The sequence below is a fragment of the Kyrpidia sp. genome (genome assembly GCF_023512215.1).
Classification (GTDB): Bacteria; Bacillota; Bacilli; order Kyrpidiales; family Kyrpidiaceae; genus Kyrpidia; species Kyrpidia spormannii.
In genome coordinates this window covers 1-17,412 of sequence record NZ_JAILZZ010000030.1, presented here as the reverse complement: position 1 = coordinate 17,412, position 17,412 = coordinate 1, and the positions used below count along the sequence as shown (strand labels likewise).

Annotated in this window: 19 protein-coding genes and 1 pseudogene; 17 read left to right on the top strand and 3 right to left on the bottom strand. The window is 59.7% G+C overall.

The features are described from left to right. Positions 1 to 44 precede the first annotated feature (44 nt). Positions 45 to 314 carry a pro-sigmaK processing inhibitor BofA family protein gene (locus tag K6T64_RS10980; RefSeq protein ID WP_100666462.1) on the top strand — a complete coding sequence of 90 codons (270 nt, stop codon included), beginning with the start codon at positions 45 to 47 and terminating at the stop codon, positions 312 to 314. A gap of 83 nt (positions 315 to 397) precedes the next feature. Here K6T64_RS10980 and K6T64_RS10975 read toward each other — a convergent pair whose 3' ends face one another. Then, positions 398 to 1,795, bottom strand: a complete 1,398-nt coding sequence (locus tag K6T64_RS10975) for an NAD-dependent malic enzyme (RefSeq protein WP_414467677.1) — start codon at positions 1,793 to 1,795, stop codon at positions 398 to 400. A gap of 165 nt (positions 1,796 to 1,960) precedes the next feature. Between K6T64_RS10975 and K6T64_RS10970 the strand changes: the two genes are divergently transcribed. The 8 genes and pseudogenes from K6T64_RS10970 (at position 1,961) to rsmI (ending at position 8,038) form a co-directional block, all read left to right on the top strand. Then, positions 1,961 to 3,535: an aminotransferase class I/II-fold pyridoxal phosphate-dependent enzyme gene (locus K6T64_RS10970; protein ID WP_288010156.1), complete on the top strand. Its 1,575-nt coding sequence runs from the start codon at positions 1,961 to 1,963 to the stop codon at positions 3,533 to 3,535. Next, positions 3,532 to 4,161 (top strand): dTMP kinase, encoded by a 630-nt coding sequence (gene tmk, locus K6T64_RS10965; protein ID WP_100666465.1) that lies wholly within the window; start codon positions 3,532 to 3,534, stop codon positions 4,159 to 4,161. The genes K6T64_RS10970 and tmk overlap by 4 nt, the downstream gene beginning before the upstream one ends. A 13-nt stretch (positions 4,162 to 4,174) precedes the next feature. After that, entirely contained in the window at positions 4,175 to 4,501 is a 327-nt protein-coding gene (locus K6T64_RS10960) for a cyclic-di-AMP receptor (RefSeq protein WP_013074116.1), read from the top strand. Between the two features lie 49 nt (positions 4,502 to 4,550). Continuing rightward, positions 4,551 to 4,991 (top strand): YaaR family protein, encoded by a 441-nt coding sequence (locus tag K6T64_RS10955; RefSeq protein WP_232059783.1) that lies wholly within the window; start codon positions 4,551 to 4,553, stop codon positions 4,989 to 4,991. 46 nt (positions 4,992 to 5,037) lie between these two features. Then, a complete protein-coding gene (gene holB, locus K6T64_RS10950; RefSeq protein ID WP_288010152.1) occupies positions 5,038 to 6,054 on the top strand; it encodes a DNA polymerase III subunit delta' in 1,017 nt (338 codons plus the stop codon). 5 nt (positions 6,055 to 6,059) lie between these two features. After that, positions 6,060 to 6,704: pseudogene (locus K6T64_RS10945) on the top strand (PSP1 domain-containing protein); the annotation flags it as partial. Between the two features lie 52 nt (positions 6,705 to 6,756). Beyond that, entirely contained in the window at positions 6,757 to 7,074 is a 318-nt protein-coding gene (locus K6T64_RS10940) for an initiation-control protein YabA (RefSeq protein ID WP_100666469.1), read from the top strand. Between the two features lie 55 nt (positions 7,075 to 7,129). After that, on the top strand, positions 7,130 to 8,038 hold the full coding sequence (gene rsmI, locus K6T64_RS10935) for a 16S rRNA (cytidine(1402)-2'-O)-methyltransferase (RefSeq protein WP_288010149.1): 909 nt from the start codon (positions 7,130 to 7,132) through the stop codon (positions 8,036 to 8,038). A gap of 105 nt (positions 8,039 to 8,143) precedes the next feature. Here rsmI and K6T64_RS10930 read toward each other — a convergent pair whose 3' ends face one another. Next, positions 8,144 to 8,383 (bottom strand): AbrB/MazE/SpoVT family DNA-binding domain-containing protein, encoded by a 240-nt coding sequence (locus K6T64_RS10930; RefSeq protein ID WP_013074122.1) that lies wholly within the window; start codon positions 8,381 to 8,383, stop codon positions 8,144 to 8,146. Positions 8,384 to 8,651: 268 nt separating this feature from the next. Between K6T64_RS10930 and metG the strand changes: the two genes are divergently transcribed. Genes metG through K6T64_RS10900 form a run of 6 tightly spaced genes read left to right on the top strand, consistent with a single transcriptional unit; the run spans position 8,652 to position 14,453 of the window. Beyond that, positions 8,652 to 10,706, top strand: a complete 2,055-nt coding sequence (gene metG / locus K6T64_RS10925) for a methionine--tRNA ligase (RefSeq protein WP_170084610.1) — start codon at positions 8,652 to 8,654, stop codon at positions 10,704 to 10,706. Between the two features lie 16 nt (positions 10,707 to 10,722). Beyond that, a complete protein-coding gene (locus K6T64_RS10920; protein ID WP_288010147.1) occupies positions 10,723 to 11,496 on the top strand; it encodes a TatD family hydrolase in 774 nt (257 codons plus the stop codon). Positions 11,497 to 11,507: 11 nt separating this feature from the next. Then, a complete protein-coding gene (gene rnmV / locus K6T64_RS10915; protein ID WP_170084612.1) occupies positions 11,508 to 12,080 on the top strand; it encodes a ribonuclease M5 in 573 nt (190 codons plus the stop codon). Continuing rightward, positions 12,073 to 12,954, top strand: a complete 882-nt coding sequence (gene rsmA / locus K6T64_RS10910; protein WP_170084613.1) for a 16S rRNA (adenine(1518)-N(6)/adenine(1519)-N(6))-dimethyltransferase RsmA — start codon at positions 12,073 to 12,075, stop codon at positions 12,952 to 12,954. The genes rnmV and rsmA overlap by 8 nt, the downstream gene beginning before the upstream one ends. A 13-nt stretch (positions 12,955 to 12,967) precedes the next feature. Beyond that, positions 12,968 to 13,447, top strand: a complete 480-nt coding sequence (locus K6T64_RS10905; protein ID WP_100669069.1) for a ribonuclease H-like YkuK family protein — start codon at positions 12,968 to 12,970, stop codon at positions 13,445 to 13,447. Between the two features lie 25 nt (positions 13,448 to 13,472). Beyond that, positions 13,473 to 14,453, top strand: a complete 981-nt coding sequence (locus K6T64_RS10900; protein WP_288010144.1) for a DHH family phosphoesterase — start codon at positions 13,473 to 13,475, stop codon at positions 14,451 to 14,453. Here the strand turns inward: K6T64_RS10900 and K6T64_RS10895 are convergent. Next, positions 14,434 to 15,219 (bottom strand): glycosyltransferase family 2 protein, encoded by a 786-nt coding sequence (locus K6T64_RS10895; RefSeq protein ID WP_100666476.1) that lies wholly within the window; start codon positions 15,217 to 15,219, stop codon positions 14,434 to 14,436. The two genes, K6T64_RS10900 and K6T64_RS10895, sit on opposite strands and share 20 nt — an antisense overlap. A 171-nt stretch (positions 15,220 to 15,390) precedes the next feature. On the opposite strand from K6T64_RS10895, the gene yabG reads away from it, so the two are divergent. Together yabG and K6T64_RS10885 are read left to right on the top strand one after the other, a co-directional pair. Beyond that, complete coding sequence (gene yabG / locus K6T64_RS10890; RefSeq protein ID WP_170084615.1) at positions 15,391 to 16,251, top strand: sporulation peptidase YabG; 861 nt, start codon at positions 15,391 to 15,393, stop codon at positions 16,249 to 16,251. Positions 16,252 to 16,322: 71 nt separating this feature from the next. Then, complete coding sequence (locus tag K6T64_RS10885) at positions 16,323 to 17,264, top strand: fumarylacetoacetate hydrolase family protein (RefSeq protein ID WP_288010142.1); 942 nt, start codon at positions 16,323 to 16,325, stop codon at positions 17,262 to 17,264. Positions 17,265 to 17,412: the final 148 nt, after the last annotated feature.

Below are 17,412 nucleotides of genomic sequence, written 5' to 3'. Positions count from 1 at the left end.
AGGATGGTGCTGATACCACTGTCCCGGGGCAAGGAGGACCGACCATGGGAAAGATTGATCTCCTGGCGGCGTTATGCGCAGCCGGTTTGGCCATCGCCCTGCTGGCGTATGTGATCCGCAACCCCCTGCGGTTCTTAGGCCGGTTTGTCCGTGGATTGGTGGTCGGCGGGGCCGTGATCTGGGCGGCCAATTGGCTGGGGCAAGCCCATCAGTTTCACGTACCCTGGAACCCGATCACTGCCGCTATTCTAGGATTGTTCGGCCTGCCAGGGGCTTTGGCGCTTCTCTGGTTGCGATGGTGGCTTCCGGTGTGACGGCGGCGCCCGGCGGTGGGGCCGCCTTCCTGACGGAAGCACCGATACGGTCGGGGAAACCCCGGGGATGGGAGTCCCCGGTGTCAGACCTCAAGAAGGTCCCGCCTCTCCCGGCGAGCGACGCCCGTTCGGAACGCCGCTTCGATCACCGCCCGGCTGACTGCTTTAGCCACTTTCTTATTAAAAACACTGGGGACGATGTACGTTTCACTCAGTTCATCTTCACCCACCACCGATGCGATGGCCTCGGCGGCAGCCAGCTTCATATCTTCGTTGATCTCTCTGGCCCGGCAATCGAGAGCCCCCCGGAAGATACCAGGGAAACACAGGACGTTGTTAATCTGGTTGGGATAATCGGACCGTCCGGTGGCCATGACGCGAACGTAGGGTTCGGCGTCCTCGGGACTGATTTCCGGCACGGGATTCGCCATGGCGAACACAATGGGATCCTTCGCCATCCGCTTGACATCTTCCACCCGGAGGATCCCCGGCGCTGATACGCCGATGAATACATCCGCCCCTTCGATCACGTCAGACAGGGAGCCGCGTAGCCCCTCCGGGTTCGTTTCTTCGGCGTACCATTGCCACACCGGATTGTCGTATTGTTCCCCTCTTACCAGGGCGCCGCTACGGTCGACGCCAATGATGTTGCGGACCCCGGCGTGCAACAAAATCTTGGTGCAGGCCACCCCCGCCGCGCCGATGCCTACCACCACTACTTTTAAATCTTCCAATCGCTTTCCAACCACTTTACACGCATTCAACAGGCCAGCTAACAAAACGACGGCGGTCCCGTGTTGATCATCGTGAAACACTGGGATATCCAGGCGCTCGCGAAGACGATCTTCGATATAAAAACATCTTGGCGAGGAGATGTCCTCCAGATTTATGCCTCCAAAAGCCGGCGCCATACTGGTGACGATGTCCACGATGGCATCTGGATCTTTGCTATCCAAGCAGATGGGAAACGCATCAACCCCGGCAAACTGTTTGAATAACATGGCCTTCCCTTCCATCACTGGAAGAGCGGCTGAAGCACCGATGTCTCCAAGCCCGAGAACCGCCGTTCCATCACTCACCACCGCCACGGTGTTTCGCTTAATTGTGAGCTGGAACACCTTCGACGGGTCTTCCCGGATCGCTTCACACACCCGGGCCACGCCCGGGGTATACACCATGGAAAGATCATCGCGATTCTTGACCGGCACCCGTGGGTGGACCTCGATTTTACCGCCCAGATGCATGAGAAACGTGCGATCGGATACGTTGATCACCTTGACCCCGGGCAGAGCTGCCAGGGCGGCCACCAGTTTCTTTCCGTGCGCTTGATCGTAAACGTTGACAGTGATGTCCCGGACGACAGTCTCTTTGCCCGCGCTGATCAAATCGACGGCAATGATGTCGCCGCCCGCTTCGCCAATGGTGGAGGCGAGGCGGCCAAAAGTTGCCGTGGAGTTCTGAAGTTCCAGGCGGAGAATCAGGCTGAGCCCGGCTGTGGGCTGAACGGCCACAGAAGAAGACCTCCTTTGGGATCGGGCAAACCCGAAATGATCTTCAATCGTTCCATCGTAAATATGGCTAAAGAATGTCTTTAATTATAGCACTCGGACGGGCTCTGACAACTTGCCCGGGGGCGGCGGGAGCCCGTGGGAGTCGTGCGAAGGGTGCAGGGATTGTTTATAATGAAGGCGACTTTAACGGGTTCGGGATGGAGTGATCGAATGCCGACACCGCTTTGGGAAGCGCTTGTTCGACATGTCGCGGCAAGGCCGGTACCGTGGCACGTTCCCGGACACAAGATGGGTCGGGGCGCGCCGCCGGACCTCATCCGGTGGCTGGGGGCGGGGCTTAAGCTGGATTTGACTGAACTTCCCGGGTTGGACGATTTGCACCAGCCGGAAGGTCCCATTGCCGAAGCCCAGGTCTTGGTTGCTCAAACGTTTGGGGCGGACGAGAGCTTTTTCCTCGTCGGAGGGAGTACGGTCGGGAACATCGCCATGCTTCTGGCCACCTGTGAACCCGGGGAGACGGTGCTGATTGCCCGGAATGTGCACCGCTCGGTGATCTCGGGGTTGATGTTGGCAGGGGCATCGGCGCTAGTGGTGGCTCCCGACTGGGAGTATGACCTGGGTGTGCCAGGGGGCATAAGGGTAGAAACGGTGGCGCGCATCCTCGGAGCGCATCCCGAAATTCGGACAGTGCTGGTGACGAGTCCGACTTATCACGGCGTGTGTAGTGATCTGGCTTCCTTGGCCGAGGAGGTACACCGCCGGGGAGGGCTATTGTTGGTAGACGAGGCTCACGGAGGGCATTTTCCCTTTGTCCAGGGAAGTCCGCCTGGCGCCCTGGCTTCGGGGGCGGACGCGGTTGTGCAAAGTTGGCATAAGACGATGGGATCGTTGACCCAGTCGGCGGTGTTGCACCTGCGCGGCAATCGGGTGGACCGTCAGCGGATACGAGAGTCCTTGGCGATGGTTCAATCTTCCAGCCCTTCCTACCTGCTGATGGTTTCCTTGGATCTGGCTCGACAGTGGATGCAAGATGAAGGCGGGAGGCGCCTTGACTCCGTGGTTCAGACACTGGCTCAAGTTCGGGAAGAATTGGATGCTGTTCCTGGGGTTGACGTGTTGACTGCCGAGAGGGCCCGTCGGGCGGGAGGAGTTGGCCTGGATCCCGCCCGCTTGACCTTGGGGGTCGTTGGGTCTCGAGGGACAGGGATCGAGTGGGGAGAGGCCCTCCGACGGCGGGGGATCTGGCCGGAATTGGAGGAACCGACCGCGGTGACCTTTGTTGCCGGACCGGGGGACGACAGCCGGATCATCGGCCGGCTTGTCAAAGGCCTGCAAGACGTGGCCATGGAGATCGGCGGGGTTGGGGAACCCGCCGAGGGCCGGCGGGGTTCACGGGTCTTCCCGGGCACGGAGGCAGCCGAGTGGGCGGCCCTTCTGCAGGAACTGTGGCACAATGAAGAAGGGCAGGACCTCATCAGGCCCCGACTGGCCCGGAAAGTCCGATGGGTTCCCCTGGGGAAAGCTTTGGGGCTGCAGGCCGCCCGGGCCGTGATTCCTTACCCGCCCGGCATTCCCATGCTCCTGCCCGGGGAGCGGATCCGCCCTCTTCACAATGAACTGATCCGAATGGGGCGGTCCATGGGGGTTCGCTTGGTCGGCATGCCTTCCGATGAGGAAGTGGTGGCGGTGACGGAGGAGGGGCGGGAGTGACAGGGGTATTTATCACCTTTGAAGGGCCGGACGGGGCGGGAAAATCCACTCAGGTCACTCTGTTGGCGAGTCGTCTCCAGGAAGTTCGCATACGTTGTATCACCACCCGGGAACCGGGGGGTACACCGATCAGTGACAAGATCCGGGGCATTCTGCTCGACCCCCATCACCGGGACATGATCCCTCGTACCGAGGCGTTGCTCTATGCCGCTTCCAGGGCCCAGTTGGTCGGCGAATTCATCCGCCCACACTTGGAAAGCGGGGCCGTGGTGATCTGTGATCGTTATGTGGATGCGAGCTTGGCGTACCAAGGGGCGCTGGGACTGGATCGGGAAGAACTGGCTCGCCTCAATCACTGGGCCACCGAAGGGCTTGAACCCATGCGAACCTATCTGATCGATGTTCCGGCAGAGGTGGGATTGGACCGGGTGAGGGCGCGGCACTCTGTGTACGGTGTCATGGACCGCATTGAGGAACGGAGCATCGAGTACCATGAAGCGGTCCGCAGATGGTTTCTTGGGCAAGCCCAAATATCTCCGCGCTACCGAGTGATCGATGGCACGTTGCCGCCGGAGATGGTGGCGGAAGCGATCTGGCGAGATGTCAAGATCCTCTTGAATCTTTGAGGAGGTGACACCCATGCGCCTCGTGATCGCGGTGGTCCAGGACAAAGACAGCGGGCGCTTGGCGGCAGAATTGGTGAAGCGCGGATATCGCGCCACGAAGTTGGCGAGTACTGGCGGATTTCTGAAGGCGGGGAACACCACCTTCTTGATTGGGGTGGATGATGAACGGGTCAACGACGTGGTGGAATGTATCCACCGGAGCTGCAGGGCCCGGGAACAAGTGGTGACCCCCTTTGCCCCGGTGGGAAACGTCGATGCAGAAGTTCCGGTGCCGATTTCCGTTCAGGTCGGCGGAGCCACGGTGTTCGTACTGGATGTGGAGAGGTTCGAACATTTCTGAACCCAGGTGCACCTCGGATTGCGTGGGGAGAGGGGCGGTAAGATTGCGAGTGGATCAAACCCTAACCCAGTGGTGGCGAGACCAGCCGGCCAGCCGCCTTTTTTCCGGCGGGGACTTGTCCCGGCCTTCCTTTGGACAAGTTTTTGATGCCCAAATCAAGAGGATCGGCAGGGAAGAACTCGATGAATCCTTCAAACGCATGGAGGAGGCAGCGGCTGGCCTATCGGAACGGATGCGGTTGGAGGATCTCCAACGGTACAAGGAGGCGCTGAAGGAATTTCTGGAACGGGCGGTGCGACTCGGTTTGATTGTCCGGGAAGAGACGGGACGGGACCGGCGGGGGCGTCCGCAGCTTTTGAAATTGCTGGCGATCTTGGATGAACGGGTCCTCGAGATCGCGGATGTGCTTCGGGGAGTGGAAAAAGACCGTATCCGGCTGCTGGCGCTCATCGGAGAGATTCGGGGCTTGCTGATTCAGGCCACGGCCTGAATGCTGGAATGAGATCGGGAATGACAACGAGGGACGGTGGGCGGCGGTGAATGATCGGGATGGCGTTGAACAGTCAGGCGGGGGATGGTTCCAGCTTCGCCGGTGGCTGCGGCGGGGGGAGTGGGCGCACGCTTACCTGTTCGTGGGCCCCGAAACCGGAGACCAGGATCAAGCTGCGGAATATTTGGCTTCTGGGATTCTCTGCGAGGATCGAGCGAATCCGCCCTGTGGTTTTTGCCCATCCTGCCGTCGGCTGGCCCACGGGAATCATCCCGGGTTGGTCCAGGTGTATCCGGACGGCCAGAGCATTAAAATAGACCAGCTTCGGGAGCTACAGCGGTTCTTCTCCTTGCGTGCGATCGAAAGGGAGAACCGGGTGTACATCATTCACGGGGCGGATCGCATGACTCCCGAGGCGGCGAACTCCTTGCTGAAGTTTCTCGAGGAGCCGGCCCCCGGGACGGTGGGGATTTTGACGGCAAAGCGCCTGGAAGGGGTGCTGGCCACGGTGCGTTCCCGGTGTCAGGTTCTCCGATTCTCGGCGCCGAGGCCAGAGGTTTTGTACCGGGAGTGGACCTCCCGGGGAGTTGGGGAGGAGATGGCCCGTTTATTCGCGTATTTGGGCTTGTCTGACTCGGGCTCCGGGGAGGACGCGGATAAAGAGGCGGACGGTGAAAATCCGTTGGATATCGCCGTATTTGCCGATATTGCCGGTTGGGTGGTAGAATGGGTGCAGGCGGTGGAGGAGCACAAGGGTAAGCCCCTCCTGGAGCTTTTTTCCCGGGTGGGCCGGGGACAATGGTCTGCCCCCGAGTGTCTGTGGCTCCTCGACGTGCTGGCGTGTTGGTACCGAGATGTCCTCTATACCTCGCTGGGTTTGTCGGACCAAGTGGTGTTTATCGACCATCGGCGCGAACTTTCCTCCCAGGCAGCACGGCATGGCTCGATCGCCCCTCTCGTGGAAAGAATGGGGGAGGTGATCGACGCGAAACGACGCCTGCAGGCCCATGCCAACCCCCAGCTGACGCTGGAGCGCATGGTTCTGAGGCTGCAGGAGGAATGAGAAAAATGTACACGGTAGTCGGCGTACGGTTCCGGCCGGCCGGGAAACTGTATTATTTTGACCCCGGATCTGAACCCGTGGACCAGGGCGACTGGGTGATTGTCGAAACCGCTCGCGGCGTCGAGTATGGAGAAGTGGGGTTGGCTCCCCGCGAGGTGACCGAGGACGAGGTCGTTTTGCCGCTGAAGCCCATTATACGGCTGGCCACCGAAGAAGATGAACGCCAGATGGAAGGGAATCGCCGCGCGGCGAAAGAAGCGCTGGGCGTGTGCGCGGATTTGATTCGCCGGCATTGCTTGCCGATGAAATTGGTGGATGCCGAATACACCTTTGATCGCAATAAACTGATCTTTTACTTCACCGCCGAAGGCCGCGTGGACTTTCGGGAACTGGTGAAGGACCTCGCTGCGGCATTCCGCACCCGGATCGAACTGCGTCAGATCGGGGTGAGGGACGAAGCGAAGATGGTTGGCGGGATCGGCCCCTGTGGACGAGTGACCTGTTGTTCCAGTTGGTTGGGGGAGTTTGTACCGGTCTCGATCCGCATGGCAAAAGATCAGCAGTTGTCCCTTAATCCGTCGAAGATTTCCGGGCTATGCGGGAGGCTCATGTGTTGCTTGAAGTATGAGGCCGACTCGTATCCAGGGGCGGGGCGGACGACCAGCGCATGATTCCCCGCAGTCGGGCAACGGGGTGTTGATCTTGGATAAACAAGCGGTGTTCGCCGAAGTGGCCAATGTGGAAGAGCGGATCGGAGAACTTTACGCCCAAGTGGGCAGCTTGAAGCGGAAGATCGTCGAGTTGATCGAAGAGAACCAAAAGCTCACCATGGAAAACGCGAAGTTGCGGAAGATTCTCGATCAACTTCACCCGGAGGAGCAGGTTCATCCCGGGGATGGATACGACAACCTGGCGAGGATTTATCATGACGGTTTTCACGTCTGTCATGTGCGGTTTGGGAGTTTGCGCACCGATGGCGACTGCTTGTTTTGCTTATCGTTATTGAATAAAACCGGATGAACGGGCGGCGGGAGCCGCTCTTTTCTTTAACGGGTGCTCAGCCGGAGGCGATGTGATGGACAGTCAATTTTCTTTCGATGGGCCCCGGGAAAGGGGCTTGGTGCTGGTGGCGACCCCCATCGGCAACCTCGAGGATATTTCCACCCGAGCGCTCCGGGTGCTTGGGGAAGCGGATGTTATCCTCGCCGAAGACACCCGGCGCACCCGGCAACTGCTGGCGCATTTTCAGATTTCCGGGTCCCGGCTGGTCAGCTATCACGAGCACAACCGAATCCAGAGAGAACCCGATGTTTTAGATTGGCTGAAAGAGGGCAAGCTCGTGGCCTTGGTGACCGATGCCGGGATGCCGGGAATCTCCGACCCTGGGGCGGACCTGGTGCGTCTTGCCCGGAATGCCGGTGTACCGGTTACCGTGGTTCCCGGTCCGTCTGCCGCCCTTGCCGCTCTCGTGATCTCTGGCCTTCCCACCGATCGATTTGTGTTTCTGGGTTTTTTGCCTCGCTCGGGCCGGGCGAGGGAAGAAGAGATCGCTCGGTTGGCCGGATACCCGGAGACGATCATCCTTTATGAGGCGCCCCATCGGGTGATTCGCACCGTGAGGGATCTGGCCCAAGTGCTAGGGAACCGACGGGCTGCGGCCGTCCGGGAATTGACCAAACGGTACGAGCAGGTGGTTCGTGGAACTTTGGGGGAGTTGATCGGCTGGTTGGAGGGGGAAGAACCCAAAGGGGAATGGGTCCTCGTCGTTGAAGGGGCAGTCTCGGCGTCGAACGAACATCGCATTTTTGGGGAAGGGGAATCTTCTGGGGAAGACGATATGAACCAATGGTGCGAGGAGGTAACCCGTCAGGTGGCCCAGGGAGTTAGCGTCCGGGACGCAATCCGGGAGACTGCCCGGCGGCATCGGTTATCCCGGCGGGCCCTGTATCAGGCGTATCTGAAGCGGGCAGAGGGAAACGGATAACGCCTTCCGCCAGGGCGTCCGGGGCGATCGTCCGAACTCCGGGTTACAGATGAAAAAGCCCGGGCGCGGAGCGCCGCGGGCCGAAAGTACCGGATCCGCCGGGGGCTACTTGCTCATCTCGGCGATGCAGGCCGGGCAGATATTGCGCCCTTTAAAGTGGATGATCTCATCGGCGTTCCCGCAAAAGATGCAGGCAGGCTCGTACTTTTTCAGCACGATGCGGTCGCCGTCCACGTAAATCTCTAGGGCGTCTTTGACGCCGATGCTCAAGGTGCGGCGCAGCTCGATGGGAATCACCACCCGGCCCAGCTCGTCGACCTTGCGGACAATACCTGTGGATTTCATGTCCCTCTCCCCCTGTAAAATGACCGAATGTTGACATCTAGGCGGTGCATCCTAAGTGTACCAATTACTACCATAACAGTCAACCCAGTTTTAGAAAAATAGGGCGAAAGTCCTAGTCGACGGTAGAAAGTGCGGAAACTCCGGCGCGAAGGTGCGAATTTCTTGACCTGTTCTTTCGGAGCATGGTAAAATTTTGAGAACAGGACAATCGCTCCCTCTCGTCCTGGGGACGAGGGGTTTTTTGTATGGGATTCCCAGGAGGTGCGATATGGGTCGCAAAACGTTTTACATCACCACCCCCATTTATTATCCGAGCAATAAACTGCACATTGGTCACGCTTACACGACGGTGGCGGCGGATGCCATGGCTCGGTACAAACGCCTTCGGGGCTACGACGTGATGTATCTGACGGGCACGGATGAGCACGGACAAAAGATCGAACGCCGGGCCCGGGAGGAGGGCAAAACGCCCCAAGCCTTTGTCGACGAGATCGTCGGATGGATTCAAGAGCTTTGGAGAAAATTGGACATCTCTTACGACGATTTTATCCGTACCACCCAACCCCGCCACAAAAAAGCGGTCCAGCGAATTTTCCAGCGGTTGATGGAGCAAGGGGATATTTATCAAGCGGACTATGAGGGGCTGTACTGCACCCCCTGCGAGTCTTTTTGGACAGCCCGCCAAGCGGAGGGCGGACGTTGTCCAGACTGCGGGCGGCCGGTGGAACTGGTGAGGGAAAAGAGTTATTTCTTTCGCATGAGCAAGTATGTGCCCCAGTTGCTTCGGTATTACGAAGAAAACCCGGATTTTATCCAGCCCGAGTCCCGGAAGCACGAGATGATCAACAATTTCATCAAACCGGGGTTAGAAGATCTGTGCGTCTCCCGCACAACCTTCGATTGGGGAATCCCCGTTCCCGGAGATCCAGAGCATGTCATCTATGTCTGGATTGATGCTTTGAGCAACTACATCACCGCTCTGGGGTATCTTTCCGATGATCCGGCTGAACGGGAGAAATTCGAACGATATTGGCCGGCGGACGTCCACGTGGTGGGAAAGGAAATCGTGCGGTTTCATACGATCTACTGGCCGATCATGTTGATGGCGTTAGGGTTGCCTTTGCCGAAAAAAGTGTTCGGTCACGGATGGCTGTTGACGCCCCAAGGCAAGATGTCAAAATCCAAGGGGAACGTGATTGACCCGAACCTTCTGTTGGACCGGTACGGCTCCGATGCGATCCGGTATTTTCTCCTGCGGGAAATCCCTTTTGGCGCGGACGGGGTCTTCACTCCCGAGGCGTTGATCCAACGGCTGAATTTTGACCTGGCCAATGATCTTGGAAATCTGTTAAATCGCACCCTGCCCCTCATTGAACGGTTTGCCGGAGGCCGGATCCCGACGCCCACCATGGTCCAGGATCCGGACGGGGAATTGCGGAGCTTGGCGGCAGAGACGGTGACCCGGGTGGAGGAAGCGATGGAGAAAATGGAGTTCTCCACCGCGCTCGCGGCGATTTGGCAACTGTTGGGCCGGGCGAACAAATATATCGACGAGACGGCGCCTTGGGCCGAGATGAAGGCGGGAAGGACGGAACGGGCGCACACGGTGTTGTATCATTTGGCCGAGGTGATCCGCATTGTGTCGATTCTGCTCCAGCCGTTCCTGACCAAGGCGCCCGTGGAAATGCAGCGGCGATTGGGGCTGTCCCCGGGCCCCCACACTCATTGGGATAGCGCCCGGATGTTCGGAACCTTGCCTCCGGGGTTGCCGGTGTATAAAGGAGACCCTCTGTTTCCCCGGCTGGATCTGGAGGCGGAGGTGCTGGCGATTGATGAAGCGACTGGGGCGGTGAGTCGAGCTGCCGACTCCGAAGGCAACGCGTCTTCCGCTTCCGGTGCGAAGCAGGTAACCGGGGCCGGGTCAGCCGGAGGGGATGGCGCCGGAGCAGCGGAAGGGATCGCCAAGGCCGAGGATGTCGCCGAAAACCATGAGGAACCGAAACTCATCGGAATCGAGGAGTTTCAGAAAATCGACCTGCGGGTCGGCCGCATTGTGGAAGCGGAACGAATTCCCAAGGCGGATAAATTGTTAAAACTGATGATCGACCTGGGAAGTGAGGTCCGGCAAGTGGTGTCGGGGATTGCCCAGTACTATCGCCCCGAGGAGTTGGTGGGTCAGCGGGTGGTGGTGGTGACCAATCTTAAACCCGTCAAACTGCGGGGAGTGGAGTCCAGGGGCATGATTCTCGCCGCCTCGGAGGGTGACCGCCTCGTCCTGACTACCGTTTCTGACGATATCCCCCTGGGTACCAAAGTAAAATAAAAGGGGGGCGAACGAGATGCGGTTATTTGATACCCATAGTCACCTCAATGATGAAGCCTTTTCCGGCGACTTGGCGGAGATCGTGGAGCGGGCGGAGCAAGCGGGCGTGGAGGCGGTGGTGGTGCCCGGCTACGATCTGCCTTCTTCGGAACGGGCTTTGGAGTTGGCCCACCGGTTCGATATCCTCTACGCCGCGGTGGGCATCCATCCCCACGACGCCTCGTCGGCCGATGAGGCCGCCATGGAGAAGCTGAGACTTCTCGCCAAGGAAGATCGGGTGGTGGCCATTGGGGAGATCGGGCTTGACTATCATTACGATCATTCCCCCCGGGATGTGCAGAGAGAGGTTTTTGAGCGGCACATCGCCCTGGCCCGGGAGTTGAACCTTCCCGTGATTGTCCATGACCGAGAGGCCCACGCCGATACGTTGGAGATTTTGAAACAGGCCGGGGCATCCGAGGTCGGCGGCGTGATGCACTGCTTTTCCGGAAGTTTGGATATGGCCCAGGAGTGTTTACACCTGGGCTTTTACCTGTCTTTCGGGGGACCTGTGACCTTTAAGAACGCCCGCCGGCCGAAGGAAGTGGCGGCCCAGGTGCCGGAGGACCGGCTGTTGATCGAGACGGATGCACCGTATTTGACCCCGGAACCTTATCGAGGAAAACGCAATGAACCGGCCTACGTGGCTTTGGTGGCCGAGACCCTGGCCAAGATTCGGGAAACGGAACCTGAACAGTTGGCTTCAGCGACCCGGGAGAATGCCCGGCGACTGTTTCGCGTGCAGGGTTGACGGAGGAGAGGGTGGCGGACGTGACGAAACCCGAGGTGGCGGAAGTGGTGGTTGTGGAAGGATGGCGGGACAAGGCGGCGGTGGATCGAGCGGTGAAAGCGGATGTCGTCGTCACGGGCGGCATGGCGGTTTCCCGGGAACTGATCGGGTTCCTCCGCAAGGTTGTGGCTGAGAGGGGCGTGATCATCCTGACAGACCCGGATGCCATGGGTGAGCGGATTCGAAAGCGCATCGCCGACAGGGTGCCGGGGTGTAAACACGCTTTTATCCCACCGGAAGAAGCCACCGATGGAAGTGATATCGGCATTGAACACGCAAGCCCATCTGCCATCGACCGAGCGCTGGCCAGGGTTCGCACGGAGGTCCCCGCCAAAGCCTGGCGCATCACGTGGTCGGACATGATGGAAGCCGGCCTGGTGGGAGCGCCGGGGGCCTCGGTCCGCCGGGCAAAGGTGGCCCGGGACCTGGGGGTGGGATATGGGAACGCCAAATCCTTTTGGAAGCGCCTGAACGTCCTCGGCGTTGACCCCGAGGAGTTTCGGGCGGCGGTCCGGTCCGCGGGAGGCGTGCGAAGCCATGACTGAATCCCAGCCCTCTGTACCCTCCGCGGCCGAGCTGTTGAGGCGCTACGCCCTTCACCCCAAGAAATCACTTGGACAGCATTTTCTGGTTGACGATCGAATCCTTGAACGGATCGTGGCTGCGGCGGATTTGAGCGGGCGAGAGGCTGTGTTGGAGATCGGGCCCGGATTGGGGGCCCTCACCCTTCGTTTGGCCCAGGCCGCGTGGAGGGTGTTGGCCGTCGAGAAAGATCGGGCATTGCAACCGGTGTTATCCGAGGTGTTGCGCGATTTCGGGAATGTGCAGGTGTGCTGGGGCGACGTGTTGGAGGTGGATCTTCCACGAATCTGTGAAGATGCCTTCGGTTCCCGGACCGTCCGGGTGGTGGCGAACCTCCCGTACTATGTGACCACCCCGGTGATGATGAAGCTTCTTGAGGCAGGACCTGTCATAGATCGGATGGTGCTGATGGTCCAGCGGGAAGTGGCGGACCGCCTGACGGCGCAGCCGGGAACCAAAACCTACGGGGCGTTGACCGTGGCCGTCCAGTGGTTTGCGGAAAAAATCGAGTCGGTGGCCCGGGTGCCGGCCTCGTGTTTTTGGCCGAGGCCGGAGGTGGATTCGGTCGTGGTGCGGCTTGACCTTCGCCCGCGCCCGGATCCCGAGATGAGTCGCAGGTTGTCCCGGGTGGTCCGGGCGGGGTTTGGCCAGCGGAGAAAAACGTTGTTGAACGCGCTTTCCCACGCCTTGGCTGGGAGGGATCGGGCTTCTATTGCACAGGCACTCCGCGATGCCGGCGTGGCACCGGATCGGCGGGCGGAGACGCTATCCTTGGAGGAGTTTATGCGGTTGGCGCAGGCGTTGGCGGATGGTGTCTATCCCAAATCAATGCCATGAGGCGGTGGGGATTGTGGAATTTTGGAACCCGAGCAAGGGGAGCCTCAATTTGGAGGAAGTCGTCACCGACATTGTCGCATTTATGGCTGAGGCCCCCAGGGAGACATATCGCCTGATCATCGGAACCGATTCGCAGAATCGACCAGCCCAAGGAAAGACACAGTTCGCGATGGCCATCATCATTCATCGAGTGGGAAAGGGAGCTCGGTATTATTTTCATCGGGAGTCCCACCGCATCATTCGTTCGCTGCCGCAGCGTCTGTACACCGAGGCGGCCATGTCGGTGGAGTTGGGGGAGAAAGTGCAACACTATCTACGTGAGGCCGGCGCCCTGCGGGACATCGAGGTGCACCTGGATATCGGGGAGGAAGGTGCCAGTCGGCAGTTGATTCGGGAGGTCGTGGGCTGGGTCACCAGCAGTGGTTATACGGCGAAAATCAAGCCGGATTCCTTCGGTGCGTCGAAGGTGGCGGATAAATATACCAAAGCTTAGTTTGTGGGCGGGGGCGGTGGTCCAGGTGGAAGTTTTTTTGAACACGATACGGTTGCTGCGGGGCTCGGAGATTCTTTTCCTTTGCCACGACCAAGCGGACAGTGACGCACTGGGGGCGTCTTTTGCCCTCGCCCAGTGGCTGGGGGGCACCGTCGGCGTTCCGCGGGAACCGGCCATTCACACCCGAAGGCTGATTGAGGTCACCGGCATGAAAGTGGTTAAGAATCCAAATCCCGAAGCCTTTAAGTCGGTGGTGGTGGTGGACGCGGCCGATGCCTCCCAGCTGGAACCCACCGTTCCGGAGAAATTCTACCTCATCGACCACCATCCGGACAACCGGCTGGTCGACCGGGCGATCGATGCCCTCTACGAGCCGGTATCCTCGACCTGCCAACTCGTCTTTCGCCTGTTAAAAGCGGCGGGGGCCCTGCCAGGGCGAGAGGCCTCCTTGGCTTTGGCCGCCGGCATCCTCACGGATACGATCCATTTTCACAAAGGGGATGCGGAGTCGTTTCGCACCTTTGGCGAGTTGCTGCAAACCGGCGGGGTCTCCTATGAGGATGTGAAGCGGCTCTACTTGGACGATCAGCGCCGGGACCGAGAAGTGATTTTGCGGGCGGCCCTCGGATCCCGGTGGGTCAAACTCGGCGATTACAATATTCTTCTGTCCGAGATCCGGACCAACATCCCCACTTTTGTAGCCCGGGCACTCCTGGATCTGGGGGCGGACATGAGCGTTGTGGCCTACGAAGGTCCTGAAGGCACGGAGGTCCGCATGTATGTTCGGGAAGAGATGGCCTCGGCGTGTACTCTGGACGCCGTAGAGATCATGGAGGCCGTGCCCGGGGTGGGCGCCGGACAGGTTTGGGGCTTCCGGCAGTTTGCGGCTTTTCGGCATCGGGAGGCGATCCCGTCGATCTTGGACCACGTCATCGAAACGTTAAAATCCAGGCTTGTTGCTCCTCGAAAGGGTGTCGGATCGGGTTTTATGCTCCCCCGCGGATAAATTGGACGAGGGTAGCCAAGTGATCCCATCGGCGTTCGCGATGGGCGCCGATGTACAGGTTGCCGGCGAACTGCCGGGTGCGGGGACGGTTGTTCAAGATGCAGAGCGCCTCCATGGTGTCCCCGGTGACAGCTTCGAGGACGGCCCTGCGGTGCCCGTTGACCCGGTGGGCGGAAGCCAGCCGGGCGAGAGGGCAACGCGCCAAGACTTCCACCCGCATGCCCAGTCGAGCGGCGTGGGCGAGGAGGGTGGGCGGTTTTGCCACATCGGACAATGGGACGGCCCGAAGGAGCCGGGCCGATAAGGCCACGGGCCCGAGACTGGGATGAACGCCTTCCAAGCGATTGCCGAAAGGCAGGGAGTTCTTGAGTTTATTCCACAAATGGTTCAGCGCCGGGTCCGGAAACTGGTCCACCCCCAGATCCCACAGCGCGAGGTCGACGTCAAAGTGCTCCACTTTTCGAATGAACGGCCGGAGTTCGTGACGGACGTCGCCGATCCAATCCCCGTCGTACCACAATGCGTGCGGCACTTCCCGGGCCAATGCCACTGCTGCCCCCACAGCCCGGGGAATATCAATCCCCAAGGGGTGCGGCCACACCAAAACTTCCACCCGCGGATCACCTAAAGATCGAACCCGCCATTCAGTACCGTCCCGACAACCGTTGGCGATGACGATCACCGGGTCTGCGCCGGAGGCGCGGAGGATGCGGAGGGCTCGAACAATTCGCCCCGCCTCGTTGTAGGCCGGCACGATCGACAGCACACGTGGGTACCTCCCTTCCCTTTCTTATATGCCGATGGCCATGTCCCGAGTATCCGACACTTGCTGATCCGCTTCGGCATAGAATACGACAGGCCGCGGTGACGGAGGAGATGCCGCGAAGAGCCGAGGGCCGGAATGGATGCGCCAAGCCAAGCGAGGGGAGGGGCGGCCTTGTGGAAGCCGGGTGACGTGGTGGCGCGGCAGTCTTACGGGAAAGACGTGTGTTTTGTGATCGTCGAAGTGGACGAAGAAGCTCGGGTCGCCGTGCTCAAAGGGGTGGACGTGCGACTGATCGCCGATGCCCCCTTCGATGACTTGGTGGCGGTGAGTGAAGAGGAGCTCAGGACCTATCTGTCTGATGAATCCCGGGCGGAAAAGGAGTCGCTTCAATTGGTGCGGCGGCGCCGGGAGGTAGAGGCGGACAAACTGCGTATGCGGGCGGAGATGAAATTTCGCCAGACTCACGATTTTTTTGAGCGCCCCGGCCGGGTTCTACACTTGGATGGAGACGGCACGTATCTGAACAAATGTCTCCAGGCTTATCGGGATCTCGGCATCCCGGCCGAGGGGCGCCATATGCCGGAATCCCGCATGGCTGATGCGCTGCCGGAGTTACTGGATCGACATCAGCCGGACATTCTTATTCTCACTGGTCACGACGGGCTTCTGCGCAAGGGCCAGGACCTCATGAATGTTTTTAATTATCGGAACTCCGAGCATTTTATTCGCGCCGTGCGCGTGGCCCGGAGGTGGGAAAGAAGTCTGGATGACTTGATCATTTTCGCCGGAGCCTGTCAATCCCATTACGAAGGGTTGCTCGAAGCGGGAGCGAATTTTGCCAGTTCTCCCCACCGGATCCTGATTCATGCCCTGGATCCGGTACTGATCGCGGAAAAAATCGCCTACACCCCCATTAATCAGACGGTGAACATTTTTGACGTCGTCCGTTCCACCATTACCGGAACGGATGGGTTGGGGGGGATTGAGTCCCGGGGAAAGTACCGCATCGGCCTGCCCCGGTCTCCCTATTGAATCGGCCCCGGAAAAGGGGTGTATAATAAATCAGATTGGGTAGACAGGGCCGAAAGGGGTGCGGGCAAAGGATGAGACTGGGGTGTTTCGCGATCGATGGGGAGGCCCGACTGGGTCTCGCCCTGGGAGAGGGGTGGGTGGTGGACGCGGCGGCTGCCCAGCGGCGTCTTTCCGAGGCGGGTCTAGTAGCGGATGGCCCATTGACGGGTGGCGATGTACGGGCGGTGATCGAGGATTGGGACGGGCCGGCTGGAGAGGCTCTGCGTGCTCTTCATCAGGCTCTGGAAAAGGCTGGGGACACGGATTGGTTGGCCCCCGGAGCCGGGGTCGTCTTTGCGATCGAAGAGGTGGAGATGTTGCCCCCTCTGGGGACTCCGAGGAAGAATGTTCTGTGCCTGGGGAAGAACTACGCCGATCATGCCCGGGAGATGAAATCTGAGCGTCCGGAGTATCCAGTGGTGTTTTCAAAAGCGTCTTCTTCCCTGACGGGCCACGGGAGCGGGATTCTGCGCCACCGAGGTGTGACGGATCAATTGGATTACGAGGGTGAGTTGGCGGTGGTGGTGGGGCGCCGGGCCCGGGGGGTGTCCAGGAAAGAAGCGATGGATTACATATTCGGGTACACGTTGATCAATGACGTCACTGCCCGGGATTGGCAGCGCAGGCATCTACAGTGGCACCTGGGGAAGAGCTTCGATACGTTTTGCCCCATGGGCCCTTTTGTGGTGCCGAAAGAAGATGCGCCTCCCATTCAAGAAATGGTGTTGGAAACCCGGGTCAACGGCGAGCTGCGCCAGAGGGGCCGGCTGACTGACCTGATTTTTGACATTCCGACGATCCTGGAGGTCATTAGTGCGGGGATCACCCTTGAGCCCGGGGATGTCATCGCCACCGGAACGCCGGCGGGGGTGGGGATGGGCTTTCAACCTCCGCGGTTTCTGGATGTCGGGGATCGTATCGAAATTTCAGTGAACGGCATCGGTACATTGAGGAACTGGGTGATCGAAGGGTAACGTCAGGTTTTGCGGCAAGGGATGCCCCGATTCACCGATTGACAATGATTTTGACCTCCTGCTATAATAATGCCTTCATTTGACAATGTGGAGTCCTTCATGGTACACTGTCCTCGAGAAAGAGGTGGTGCGGGTGGCGGCGAAGAAT